This is a genomic window from Vibrio nitrifigilis, from assembly GCF_015686695.1.
Taxonomy (GTDB): Bacteria; Pseudomonadota; Gammaproteobacteria; order Enterobacterales; family Vibrionaceae; genus Vibrio; species Vibrio nitrifigilis.
Genome location: NZ_JADPMR010000001.1, coordinates 1,040,441 through 1,053,811, shown reverse-complemented (window position 1 = coordinate 1,053,811; position 13,371 = coordinate 1,040,441). Strand labels below are relative to the sequence as shown.

The window sequence follows — 13,371 nt, the reverse complement described above, 5'->3', positions numbered from 1 at the left end:
GCAAATACGGGCTAGAATAAACGTGAGATATAACTAGGCTCGACAAATAAGCGACCGCCAAGCATAAAATAGGCAAAAAAAAACCACACAATGCTTTGTGTGGTCGGAATTATAAAGCAATTAACTTACGCCAATTGAAAATAATCAGTTTCCTGATTAGGAGAAAGTAAAGTCAGCCTTCAAAAGGAAGTGTCATCTTGCTCAACACGCTAGCCTTACGGCTAACTAGATGACATGAACAACTATAACGGCTTCAACACAACAAAATTTGAATTAGATCAATTTTAAGGTGATTTATAAGCAGCATGAAATTGAAATTTGATTCAAAACAATCTCTGTGCATATTTTTCTTTACAACTCACTACCAGCAAGGCTACCGCGCGTAAAGGGAATGACCATTCCTAGCGTGATAAAACTCTGACTTCTGCATCTTGAGGGCATTTGGGGATATTTATATTAAAAATCTATTTTTTCACCTCAAAATGACGTTTTACCAGAAAATCTCTCTTTTCTCGTTAGCGTGGTGCATATACTCCTATTTTAAACCACAAGCAGCACGTCAAAAACTGGGGAAACCCCATTAGAGCATAAACTCTATTTCATTCAGTTTCATAGCCTATTTACCTCATTTAGCCGTCAGTTTGGCAAATTTATCGCCAAATTAGCCAATGGTCGGATATGTATCCTTTACACTAACGACTAGTATCTGCACCTTCTTGAGCAATTGCTCGAAATAACGCCCAAAAGAGGCGGAGTTTTATAGGAAATACACATGAAAAAGACGCGTCTGTTTACCAAAACACTGATTGCTTCGACCATATGTCTAGCGACTCAGCAAGCTGCTGCTGCCGGGTTCCAACTTAATGCCCAATCAGCAACAGGCCTTGGCCGTGCTTTTGCTGGTGACGCGGTCATTGCAGATAACGCTGCATCAATGGCTCGTAACCCTGCAACAATGGCGCTATTTGACAAAACCTCTTTTTCTTTGGGTTTTGAAACGATCACGACCATGATCGATGTTAAAGATGCCACCTATAATGGGACGACATCGATTGATGATACGGACGACGTTGGTGGCACCTCCGTAGCCCCTAACATTCATTTGATCGTACCAGTGAATGATAAATTTGCTTGGGGTATCGATGCTTATTCAAACTTCGGTACAAAAACAGAATTCTCTAGTGATTACACCGCCTCTGAATACGGTGGTTTGACTGACCTTAAAAGCTTTAACTTTGGCCTTGCTGGCTCATACCGTTTAAGCAAAGAATGGAGCTTTGGTGCAGGCTTAGACATTATCTATGGTCAAGGCACGATGAAGCGCAAAGCAAGTGCGACACTTGCAGCAGCAACAAACTACAAATTAGGTACGTCTCTTACTGCCGGTACTGCGCTAGTAAACGTAGACAAAGCGGATGGTTGGGCTGTCGGTTTTAACCTTGGTACAGTGTACGAAATGGATGAAAATAACCGTTTTGGCTTTGCTTACCACTACAGCCCTGAATTCAAAGCGAAAGACGATTATGGCCAAGAGATCACTCTACCACTACCAGACATCGCAGAATTCTCTGGCTACCACCGTATTAAAGACACTCGTTTTGCCGTGCACTACAGCGTTCAATGGATCGGTTGGAGTTCATTTGACAATATCGACTTTGATAACCTAGATTCAAGCCGTTCACCTATTGTTGCTATGACATCAGCTGGCGAAACATACGAAAAACAGTATGACTGGCAAGATGGCTGGCACTATGCGATTGGTGGTACTTTCTACGTGAATAAGACTTGGACTCTACGTGCAGGCTATATGTACGATACCAGCGCTCAAGATTCCGTTACTTCGATTTCAGTACCAGATTCAGATCGCCAATGGTTCTCAACTGGCCTAACCTACACGATTGACGATCAGTCAAATGTTGACTTCGGGGTCACTTACCTACTAGGTAAAGATGTCGATGTTAAAGAAACGTCTGCAGGTACAACCCTAACAGCAACAACTCGTGCTGATGCTGTTTTGATGGGATTGCAATACAGCCGTACTTTCTAAGCTCTTCCAGTTAGTAAAAAGGTCGCTAAGCGGCCTTTTTACTCTGTACTAAAAGAAAACTCTCTCATTAAATGACAAGAAAAAAGTTGAGATGATTGGAGCGACACAGGATGACACTCCAACGATGAGGGATTGCTCAGCCACCTCCCCAATGGCAGAAAACACCGTGAGATCACGAAAATCAAAAGGCCTTAAAATTTTGTCTTCGCCTACGCTGTTCACTGTTCGCTTGCACGACCTGAGCAATATTCTTTCTTACCTACCCGAGAAAAAACCTCAGGTGATCAAAATACTTATTGTGTTTAGCCGCAACCTAATGGCTAACACCCTATCACCTTACTCACTAGCTTACGCTAATTACTCATAAGAGATCGCTTTAGCAGCTCACATAAAACACATTATTTAATAACGGATATCATTACCCTGCATCCCCAAAAGCGTGATTAGTATCATCTATTTACAACTTAGTTGTTTTACAATCAGATAGTTACACACGTTCAATGGAAATACCACACCACTTTAGTAGTATATTAATTAGTAAGTGTTATATTAACATTTTTTCATATTGTACTAGTGTTGTCTGGATCGACACAAAAATCAAATAGATTTTTACCTAAATTTTACATATCTATTCATAGCTAGTGACATTCGCACACCTTTCTTAAAATTGCTTCGGCCGATAGTTCCAATAAATCTAACACTAAATCGAACCCTTTATCTCCCCCATAATAGGGATCGGGAATTTCATGATAATCTGACGCTATGTGACTCAATAATAATGAAATCTTGTGTTGAAATTCCTTTGGGCAATCATGCAATAAGTCACGCTTATTTTGTTCATCAGCAGCAAAAATATAGTCAAAATCGACGAAATCTTGCTTCTGTATTTGCCGCGACCGGATGCCTTTAAACGAATAACCTCTAGCTTGACCTGCTGCTTGTGCCCGTGGATCTGGGGACTCGCCTTGGTGATAGGCAATCGTTCCTGCAGAATCAATATCTACCTTTATACCTAATTGCTCCGCTTTGACTCTAAACACAGCTTCAGCAGTTGGCGAACGACAAATGTTCCCCATACAAACAACTAAAATAGACACGGGTTTATCTACCATTAACGACTCCTCATCACACGTAAACACTTTCCCATTACCGAAAGTGACTGCTTATGCAGCGTAATCAAAATAGCAGTCTCTACCAATAAAGGAAAAGTGTTCTTGATTACGTTCTATTATTGTGGCCCGGCACTCGCTTCAACCACACTCGGTACATTGCTCGCAGACGTCACCGTATAACTGTAATCACCAGGGAAGGAAGAGAAACTGTCCCCAGTACTTGAGGTACCCGTCGTGTTACTGTACGTATTGTTCTTCTCGTAGAACTTATAGTCATAACCGCTGGAGTCCTCTGAGATCGTATTAGTATTATTGGTGTAATAGAAATAATTCGATTCAGAATACAGCACGCCACCACTTACAATCTGATCGGCCTCGTATTGTTTCTGCGTGTACTCATTACCATCTTCAGCCGTGACCGTGCCAGTTAACGCCGGATGGTTATCAAATAAATTACTATATTGATGAACCCATCCACGATACAAAGGACGTCCACGCATATTAGGTCCAAACCAGTTATGATGGACCGTCACATGTAAATATCCAGTTGCTACATAAGAGTCAGAATAATTTGCACCGATAACCATCGCCAGACGCTCACCAGCTAAATCCGTATACGATCCCACCCAATTCCAGAGAGGGTCAGGACTCATATTTGCCCAATCGTCCGTAAAATAGAAATGATTATAGGAAATAGTGACATCGTCAGATGAAAGCGTCACACTCATTAAATCATCACTGGTATCAAAGAAGTTACAATGCGTAATGTAGGCGTTGGTAATACGGCGCAATGAAACGCCTTCGTAGTTAATCCCAACGTTGTCATCAGTACCATAAATCTGTGTTGGTAGATTTTGTAAATCAGAGATATTGCCGTAGAAAGAAAGGTTGGAAATTTTGATATTTTCAATATTGGTACCGGTACTCAGTTGCTCCCCATCAAACTTCAGTTGGATGTTTTCTAGAGCAGCATTACCACCTGAAGCGCCTTCAATCGTGGTGTTGTTCCAGTCAGTTGTGGCAAAGGTAAGGGTAGTTAGAGAACTACCGCCATAAATCGTACCTTTAACTATAATGTGGTGAGAACCATTAGCAATCGCGGCTTTAAGTTCTGCTAGTGTCGTTACTGTTGTAGACGTATAGCTATCACCACCCGTTGTAGTGGCATAGCCACCTGTATCCGCTGCTTGCGCTACTCCCAAAGATAAACTGGAAAGAAAACACAACGCAACAGCGCTCTTTTTTAACGCTTGGACATTCATTGAACGTCTCCCGTGTATCACACAATTCGTGTTAAGGTTTCCCTTAGTCACACCCATACACACAAATAAGCACTTAGTTTATGTGTATTTAGTTGAGTAATACTTTCTTACAAGAAAATAAAATTGTTATTTAAAAAGAATGAATTGGGTTCCAACTAATTCCATAGCGCGGCTAAATATCACACAGATCTTGCTATAAACCTATCAAATACGATAACAAAAAAAGAATACAATTCATCAACTTACAGAACAGTAAACGGTTAATTATGAACAATGATCTGTTCATCAATACTGAGCAGTTGCCCTTTGGTTCTTCATGGTTTTTTGTAGTGACCATATTGGGTTATTATTCTTAAATACGAACGATGAGGATGGATTATGTCTGAGGACAAGACAAAACAAGAGCGCCACAAAGCTCGACAACAAAAAGTAAAAGATAAAGTAGATGCAAAAATCGCCTCAGCTCAAGAAGTCAAAGGATTACTGCTGATTATCACGGGTAATGGAAAAGGGAAATCGACTTCAGGATTCGGTACCGTCGCTCGTGCGTTAGGGCACGGTAAACGATGTGCTGTTGCACAGTTTATCAAAGGAACATGGGATAATGGTGAGCGTAACCTACTAGAAAAACTAGGGGTTGAGTTCCAAGTCATGGCCACTGGTTTTACTTGGGAAACTCAAAATAAAGAAACGGATACCGCAGCGGCTCAGGTGGTATGGCAAGAGTGTCAGCGTATGCTAAAAGATGAGACGCTCGATGTCGTACTATTTGATGAACTCACTTACATGGTGAATTACGGTTATATCGATTTAGATGAAGTCATTGAAGCGTTAACCCATCGCCCAGCAATGCAATCGGTCATCATTACAGGCCGAGCCGCACACCGCCAATTGATAGAGATTGCCGATACTGTTTCCGAAGTGAAAAATATCAAGCATGCTTTTGAGTCCGGTGTAAAAGCCTTGCAAGGCGTCGATTGGTAATTAATTAGACACTTACTCTCTAAAAGGTAAGTGTCAATTCTTCACCCTCCGCAGAACCGACACTTTCATTTTCAGCGATGCCTATTCAAGGCTATGTAAGACTTATTCGCTTTCTGTACTCTCAGTTTCTGGAACAATCTTGCCCTGACCACGACGGCGACCTTTCCCTTCACCGTACATTTTGTGGCCTCGACCTTTTTCGTGTCCCATGCCTTTACCGTGATCGCGACTACCATCACCTCGACTACCATGACCTCTACCACCGTGGCCTTTACCACCATGACCTCTGCCACCATGCCCACGACCGCGCAAAGTGCCTAATTCATCTTGCTGCTTAATTTTCGCTTTAACACGTTTAACTGTAGATAAACTTGCACCAGTTTCATCAGCGACGGCTTGCAACGTTTTACCTTCAAACAAGGCTTGAGCGATTTCTTGATGCTGACCTTCGTTTTTCTGGCGACCACGGAACTTTTCCTTCCAGTGACCCGGCTCTTGTTTTAGAGCGCGACGACCGAGTTCTGCAGCAAACAAGCGGCGATGTTTTTCAGATTCAGCATAACCTTTTAGCATTTTAATCAACGCATCACTGATGTTATCGTTTAGCTTAAATTCTAGTGATTCCACATTCGATTTGATCGTAATGCCTTTATCAATCAGCGTCTTGATATTGTTTAGGCAATGTGAAAACTCTTTACCTAATTCATCAATCCACCAAACAACAAGCTCATCACCGTTTTCTAATTTGGCATCAAGCTCTTGGAACTTAGGTCGCTCACTGAGAGGAACGCCCCCTTTTATGCCAGTCTCTACAAATAATTCAATGTCTTGATACTGGGTTTTCAATGCTTCGATACGAGAATCAATATCTTTAATTTTTGGTGATACACGAATGTAACCATAACAATGACTCATAGTTTCTTCCTTTTTTGGTTCATTTGATCATGTGGTTCATATTAGAACCTATTTATGGACCAGTCAACCTAATGAACCAAAAAATGCAGTGACTAAGCAAAATCAAAAAAAGAGAATGGGGTTATAAATTCACTATTAATATGATTTATATGAATTATTTACCGATATGAAGCAAAATTTGCACAATGAATTTTTGTTTATTCTGTTCCATCATCGGCCCACTCACTTGCTGGATGTAAATTGTTTCTGGGATCGAATGACCAGACTGATGCACTAATTGAATTAATTCCCCTACCGCCGGGTTGTTCTCCATGCTTCCCGCACTGTATACCGACCAATACCGCCCAGCAGGCATCATCATGGTACGGTGCTTCATCAAGCGAGCATCATCAACATACATCGCTAACAATGGGTAGGCGTTGCCATTAACGGCACTACTGGCGGTGATCACACCGTGAGTTTTTAAATACGCCCATGAAGGTTCACCAATAATGCGGTGAATTGTGGCAAACAAATCCACTATATGAGTTGGTTCCGTTCCACTCTCTACATAACCAAGCGTCGTGGCATCCCGATATACACAAAATGGCTGATTAAGATTATCTTTGACAAAGGCCATCTCTTCGAGGCGATGGATAGCCTCGCCAAGCTGATTATGCGCTATTTCCAACTGACGCATTTCCTCTCTCAAAGCGAGATGACTCTCTTTGAATTGTGCGATCATATCTTTGGTCATGCCGCCTTGTAGTAACGAGGCAATCGTCGTATTTGACATTTTTGCCTTTTGTAACAGCGTAATCACTTCAGCCTGAGCAATTTGTTTCACTGTATATTGCCGATACCCATTGGGCTGGCGCAAAGGCGTTAACAAATTAATTTTGTCAAAGAAACGCAGTGTATGAGGTGAAATATCCGTTATTCGAGAAAATTCTTGAATAGAAAACAGTCTGATACCCAAGTGTGACAACCTCACTAATTTGCAAAATAGCTCTTTACCTTAGAGTAACTCTAACCTTTACACTTTTCACTATTAGATATGTTCAATAATCGATTGAGGTGATTAATGAAAATAAAAATATTGCTCAGCGCTGCTATTGCGCTCATGGTGTTAGTGGGGTGCAGTCACCAGCACAAGGCGACACAAAATCACGCCACCACAACGGACACCTTAACGGAAGTGTCTCCTGTCGCCGATTGCGCTTCACTGAGCCAAGTTGACCTGGTCGCTTTAGGGGGCAAAGGCAGTCAAGTGCTCAGTGCAAAAGAGACCAAAGATCAACAAGGACACGTGGTCTGTCAGGTGAAAGGGACACTGGCTCCGACCATCAGTTTTACAGTACAACTTCCTAAGCAAGGCTGGAGCCAACGCTATATGCAGTTAGGTTGTGGTGGCTTATGTGGCCGTGTCGACTTACGTGTCGGTGCAGCAGACCAATGCCCACTGGTACTCGGTTCAAATATGGTGTTAGCCGCGACAGATATGGGACATGATGGTCCAAGTAGTGATTTTGGCGATAACGCTCAAAAACGAATTGATTTTGCCTATCGTTCAGTGCACATCACGTCGTTGGCCGCCAAGACATTAATCCGTCACTATTACGGCCAAAATGCCCGGTACTCCTATTTTAACGGGTGTTCAGATGGCGGGCGAGAAGCCTTGATGGAAGCCCAACGCTTCCCTAAAGATTTTAACGGGATTATTGCGGGAGCACCTGCAATGAACTTTTCGGTACAAAACTCCATGCATCACGGTTGGTTAGCCACTGTGAATACAGGTAAAGATGGTCAACCGCTAATTACTGCCGATGACGTGCCTCTTATCCATCAAGCAGTGCTTGATCAATGCGACGCATTAGACGGCCTTAAAGATGGCTTGTTGAGCGACCCACGCCAATGTCACTTTAATCCTCAAGTTCTGTCGTGTAAAAAGGGCCAGACCGAACAGTGTCTAACTCAGGATCAAATCACAGCATTGAAGCGCATCTATGCGGGCCCTCATGATCCCAAAACAGGAATAGCACTTACCTTAGGAGCCCCACTTCCTGGCTCTGAGTTAGCATGGCCAGGGGTATTTGTTCCGCGCAAAAATTCTAGCCAAATTTTCAGCACCATGATTGCTGAAAGTGCGTTACAAAAAGTGCTATTTGAACACAATCCGCAGCACTTCAGTTTAAGCGATTTAAAATTTAATCTCGCAACCTTTGATAAATTGCGTCCTCTATACGGCATGTATAGCGCCGTGGATCCTGATTTAAAAGCGTTCAAAGCCTATGGCGGTAAATTAATCTTATGGCATGGTTGGTCTGATCAGCACATTTCACCGATCAATAGTATTGCTTACTACGAAGCTGTGAAGAATTACATGGGAGCAAAAGAACAAAGCGAGTTTATGAACTTCTATTTGATTCCTGGTATGCACCACTGCTTTGGTGGGGATGGTCCAAGTTCGTTTGATTTGTTGACGCCACTAACTAAATGGGTAGAACAAGGTCAGAAGCCTGATGGCATCTTAACCACTCAAACATCAAAACCGAAATGGGATGGTGCAGGCGCGCCTGAAAAACTCGCAAAGAAAAAAGCGCAACGTAAAGGCAAACCTGGACATGCTAAACAGGGCAAAGTGCTACGTACTCGCCCAGTTTACCCATTCCCTTATGTCGCGGTATATAACGGGAGTGGCGATGTAAATCAAGCCGTCAATTTCCATAAAGCGATGGGGACTGAAGGACCGGCTACTTATTCTTGGGCAGGTGCAGAATATTATGACACTAACAAACAGTTAAACTGTCAACCGGTCAATAATCAGCTGCAATGTACAACCCGAAAAGAAATCATTGAGTAAACATTATGTGTCTGGATAGGGCTATTGGCCCTATCCTTTTTAATCCACTCGATGACACGGGTGATTGACGATTTCATTAATAATATGATCGCGAAACCATTGGTGAGAGCTGTCGTTATTAAATTTTTCATGCCAGTACACGGAATGCTGTGACTGTGCAACATCGAAAGGGAGTGAGCGGTATGTCAGTCCAAAATCTTTTGCCATATTGGCCGCCTGATGTTTAGGGACAACTGAAATTAATTCACTATCACGAATGGCTACATACATCTGAATGTACCCTTGGGTAATCAATCGAACGTTACGCTTAAGCTGATGATTTTTTAAATACCGATCGATCTGTTTAGAACTCCCCCCTCCAGTAATGGTTTGAGCGTGAGGCTGAGCCAAAAACTCTTCCATAGTGATGGTTTCTTTATTCGCTAGCGGGTGTTTTTCACTCATCACCATAACCCAATCGTCTTTATCAATGACCTTACGGATAAAGTTCGGTGCAAAATCTTCATCAATGGTGATCACAAAATCGATCAATCCTTCCAGCAGTAAACTACGTGCCTGAACATCCCAGTTGATAATGTGAAAAGAGAGCTGCGATTCATCGTGTAAATAGGGTTTGATAACGTCTGGCATGATGTACACGCTAACATAATCAGGACAAGCAATAATAAACTCACGCTTGTCTTTCAAAGGGTCATAACTGGCAGCAAATATATCGTTTAATCCAGAAAGAACGCCACTCAAGGTCGCTTGGATATTGTGCGCAGTTGGGGTTAACTGCATATGACTTCCTACACGCACCAACAGTTTATCATTCAATATCTTACGAAGTTGAGCCAAGTGCTTACTCATGGTTGGCTGAGCAATACCGAGATGGTCAGCTGCGGCTGTCACGCTGCGATATTCTAACAATGCATTTAATGGCACTAACAAATTCATATTACGTTATAGCCATGATCACAACAATCTCTATACTAGAAACCTTAGTAATTAAAGGGGAAATACATGACTACACGCAGAATCGTTGTTGGAGTGAGTGGAGCCAGTGGTGTCCCACTTGCGTTCAAATTACTGAAAGAATTAAGAAATCATTCTGAAATAGAAACACACCTCGTAGTATCTGGTGGTACTGAACGAACCATTGAAATGGAAACCGACTATGACCTTCTCGAGCTACACTGCCTAGCCGATGTCCTACACGACAATGAGAATATCGGTGCGAGCATTGCTAGCGGTACCTTCCGTGTCGACGGTATGATTGTTGTGCCATGTAGCATGAAAACCCTCGCAGGAATCGCTCACGGTTATTCTGATAACTTATTGCTTCGTGCGGCTGATGTGAATATCAAAGAGCGCCGTAAATTAGTGCTCGTGACTCGCGAAACGCCTCTCAGCCGATTGCACCTCAAGAATATGCTGACTGCGACCGAATATGGCGCAATCATCATGCCACCAATGCTCACTTACTATAACCATCCTGAAACGATTGAAGATATGGAAACCCATATCGTCGGCAAGATTTTACATGAGTTCGATATTGAAGCGACTCACTACAAACGCTGGTGTGAAGACAAATGATCACCCTCACTGAAACGCTGACTGACATTACCGTCACTTTACAACTTATCGAGGCTGGCCCTGATTATTGTGTAGTTATTTATGGGGGTGAATGCCCTCATATTGGTGCGGTGGCGATGGCACAACCAAGACCGAGCTTACAAGATTCAACTCAAACAAGTGCTTCTGTCTCTGTTCTCACAGTGATGGGACATAAAGAAGATTTACTTGCGCATTCTATCGCGCTGCGGTTGGCCTCACACCTTAACGCAGTCGTGTGTGTGACGTGTGGTATTCACATCGATGATGCTCATCCAGATCAGATAAAAGTGATTCAGAAATTAGTGAACAAACTAATTGAAAAACTTATTGCTATCTAGATCAAAAATTCCACTTTTTGAAGGAAAAAACATGAAAACATATAAAGATCAAGATTATCTTCTAGCGCGTGAGTCAATCTCTGACCTACGTACAGCAATTGATTTTCTTTCTAAATACGAAGGTCAATTACTAGAAACTGATGTTGAAGTCGATCCAGTTGGTGAATTATCTGGTGTTTACCGTCACGTTGGCGCAGCAGGTACAACTATGCGTCCAACTAAAGAAGGTCCAATGATGCTTTTCAATAACGTGAAAGGCTTCACTAAATCTCCTGTTGCTATCGGTGTTCTTGCTAGCCGTGCTCGTACTGCGCTTCTTCTAGGTCACAAACCTGAAAACCTTGGCCGTGCCATGATGAACGCTGTAAACAACCCAATCAAACCGGTTGTTGTTGACCAGGCAGCATGTCAAGAAGTAGTTCACCTAGCAAGCGATCCTGATTTTGATATCCGTAAAATCATCCCAGCACCAACAAACACTGTTGAAGATGCAGGTCCATACGTCACTCTAGGTCTTGTTTACGCAGAAGATCCAGAAACTGGCGAAAGTGACGTAACTATCCACCGTCAATGTTTCCAAGCTCGTGATGAAGTGTCTATCTTCTTCTCCCCCGGTCGTCACATCGACGTATTCCGTCAAAAAGCGGAAGCAGCAGGCAAACCATTACCAATCACGGTGAACATTGGTCTAGACCCAGCGGTATACGTTTCAGCATGTTTCGAGCCACCAGTAACTCCAATTGGTTTTAACGAACTAGAAATCGCTGGTGCTTTCCGTAACAAAGCAGTCGAACTTGTACAAGCTAAAACAGTGGATACTAAAGCAATTGCTCACGCTGAAATCGTTATTGAAGGCGAAATCATGCCGGATTACCGCGTTGTTGAAGACCAAAACAGCAACACTGGTAAAGCAATGCCTGAATTCCCAGGATACACTGGCGGTGCAAACCCTAGCCTTCCTGTGATCAAAGTGAAATCTGTGACCACTCGTACAAACCCAATCACTCAAACTTGTATTGGTTGCAGTGAAGAGCACGTTTCTCTAGCGGGTATCTGTACTGAAGCAAGCATTCTGTCTATGACTGAACGTGCAATGCCAGGTCGTGTGAAAAACGTTTACGCGCACTCTTCAGGCGGCGGTAAATTGATGGCTGTAATGCAATTCGAAAAACAATCGCCAAAAGACGAAGGTCGTCAACGTCAAGCAGCACTTGTTGCATTTGGTGCGTTCCCAGAATTGAAAAACGTAATCATCGTAGGTGAAGACGTCGATCTCTTTGACTCAAACGATGTACTTTGGGCTCTTAACACTCGTCACCAAGCTGATGTAGATACCATAGTGATCCCTGGCGCATCAACTCACGTTCTTGATCCATCACAAATGCCTGACATGAGCCCATCAATCAAAGGCCGCGGTATTTCTTGTAAAACTATTTATGACTGTACTGTTCCATTCGAGCTAAAAGATACTCGTTTCCAACGTTCACAGTTCATGGAAGTTGATTACGAACGCTTCCTTCCAAAAAACAAATAAGGAAAACATAACATGATAGGTCCATTTATTAATGGCGCCGCAGTTATTATTGGCGGAGCTGGCGGGAGTTTTCTAGGTAGCAAAGTAAGCGAACGCGTTCGTAACGGTTTACCACTTATCTTTGGTCTAGCTTCTATGGGACTTGGTCTGGCAATGACTGGTCACGTAAAAAATCTATCAGCTGTTGTTCTTTCTATTCTGATTGGTTCAATCTTTGGCGAAGTCATTAACCTGGAAAAACACATCCAGACAGCGGCTGGCAAAGTAAAAGGCGCTATGGAACGTTTTGGTAGCCCTGCCGGTGCTGGTCTAAGCCAAGAAGAGTACATGGAAAAATTCATTGCGATTCTCGTGCTGCTTTGTGCAAGTGGTACGGGAGTATTCGGTTCAATGAACGAAGGTATGACTGGTGATCCAACCATGTTGATTATTAAAGCATTCCTAGACCTATGTACTGCTGGTATTTTCGCTATCACCTTAGGTTTGCCTGTTATGGTACTTGCAATTCCTCAATTCATTATTCAGGCATTGCTATATTTTGGTGCGGCTTCAATTATGCCATTAACCAACCCTGTTATGATTGCGGATTTCTCTGCTGTTGGTGGATTGATCATGTTTGCAACGGGGTTCCGTATCGCTGGTATTAAATCTTTCGCGATTGCGAATATGTTACCTGCACTGTTTATTGCGATGCCAGTGTCTTACTACTGGGTTGCATTTACGGGCCACTAAAATCCAAAA

The 13,371-nt window shown here is 42.7% G+C and carries 12 protein-coding genes; 7 read left to right on the top strand and 5 right to left on the bottom strand.

What is annotated here, in order from left to right; translation table 11 throughout:
* Positions 1-772: 772 nt before the first annotated feature.
* Positions 773-2,047, top strand: coding sequence for an outer membrane protein transport protein (locus I1A42_RS04760; RefSeq protein ID WP_196122795.1), 1,275 nt, complete (start codon positions 773-775; stop codon positions 2,045-2,047).
* A gap of 638 nt (positions 2,048-2,685) precedes the next feature.
* On the opposite strand, the gene I1A42_RS04755 is transcribed toward I1A42_RS04760, so the two are convergent.
* Positions 2,686-3,159, bottom strand: a complete 474-nt coding sequence (locus tag I1A42_RS04755; RefSeq protein WP_161154883.1) for a low molecular weight protein-tyrosine-phosphatase — start codon at positions 3,157-3,159, stop codon at positions 2,686-2,688.
* A gap of 116 nt (positions 3,160-3,275) precedes the next feature.
* Entirely contained in the window at positions 3,276-4,421 is a 1,146-nt protein-coding gene (locus tag I1A42_RS04750) for a pectate lyase family protein (RefSeq protein ID WP_161154881.1), read from the bottom strand.
* 378 nt (positions 4,422-4,799) lie between these two features.
* Here I1A42_RS04750 and cobO point away from each other — a divergent pair, with 378 nt between their 5' ends.
* A complete protein-coding gene (gene cobO / locus I1A42_RS04745; RefSeq protein WP_161154879.1) occupies positions 4,800-5,405 on the top strand; it encodes a cob(I)yrinic acid a,c-diamide adenosyltransferase in 606 nt (201 codons plus the stop codon).
* Positions 5,406-5,507: 102 nt separating this feature from the next.
* On the opposite strand, the gene I1A42_RS04740 is transcribed toward cobO, so the two are convergent.
* Both I1A42_RS04740 and I1A42_RS04735 read right to left on the bottom strand, forming a co-directional pair.
* A complete protein-coding gene (locus tag I1A42_RS04740) occupies positions 5,508-6,320 on the bottom strand; it encodes a recombinase family protein (protein ID WP_196122794.1) in 813 nt (270 codons plus the stop codon).
* Positions 6,321-6,474: 154 nt separating this feature from the next.
* Entirely contained in the window at positions 6,475-7,278 is an 804-nt protein-coding gene (locus tag I1A42_RS04735; RefSeq protein WP_161154875.1) for a MerR family transcriptional regulator, read from the bottom strand.
* Between the two features lie 105 nt (positions 7,279-7,383).
* Here I1A42_RS04735 and I1A42_RS04730 point away from each other — a divergent pair, with 105 nt between their 5' ends.
* Positions 7,384-9,162, top strand: coding sequence for a tannase/feruloyl esterase family alpha/beta hydrolase (locus I1A42_RS04730; protein ID WP_161154873.1), 1,779 nt, complete (start codon positions 7,384-7,386; stop codon positions 9,160-9,162).
* 39 nt (positions 9,163-9,201) lie between these two features.
* Here I1A42_RS04730 and I1A42_RS04725 read toward each other — a convergent pair whose 3' ends face one another.
* The gene (locus tag I1A42_RS04725; RefSeq protein ID WP_196122793.1) at positions 9,202-10,098 is read right to left on the bottom strand and encodes a LysR family transcriptional regulator; all 897 of its coding nucleotides are present in this window, start codon (positions 10,096-10,098) and stop codon (positions 9,202-9,204) included.
* Between the two features lie 66 nt (positions 10,099-10,164).
* On the opposite strand from I1A42_RS04725, the gene I1A42_RS04720 reads away from it, so the two are divergent.
* From I1A42_RS04720 to I1A42_RS04705, 4 genes are read left to right on the top strand one after another with little or no spacing between them, the layout of a single operon-like run.
* The gene (locus I1A42_RS04720; protein ID WP_196122792.1) at positions 10,165-10,737 is read left to right on the top strand and encodes a UbiX family flavin prenyltransferase; all 573 of its coding nucleotides are present in this window, start codon (positions 10,165-10,167) and stop codon (positions 10,735-10,737) included.
* Positions 10,734-11,096 carry a prenylated flavin chaperone LpdD gene (gene lpdD / locus I1A42_RS04715; protein WP_196122791.1) on the top strand — a complete coding sequence of 121 codons (363 nt, stop codon included), beginning with the start codon at positions 10,734-10,736 and terminating at the stop codon, positions 11,094-11,096. The genes I1A42_RS04720 and lpdD overlap by 4 nt, the downstream gene beginning before the upstream one ends.
* A gap of 31 nt (positions 11,097-11,127) precedes the next feature.
* Entirely contained in the window at positions 11,128-12,630 is a 1,503-nt protein-coding gene (locus tag I1A42_RS04710; RefSeq protein WP_161154865.1) for a UbiD family decarboxylase, read from the top strand.
* A gap of 12 nt (positions 12,631-12,642) precedes the next feature.
* Positions 12,643-13,362 carry a DUF554 domain-containing protein gene (locus I1A42_RS04705; RefSeq protein ID WP_161154863.1) on the top strand — a complete coding sequence of 240 codons (720 nt, stop codon included), beginning with the start codon at positions 12,643-12,645 and terminating at the stop codon, positions 13,360-13,362.
* Positions 13,363-13,371 lie beyond the last annotated feature (9 nt).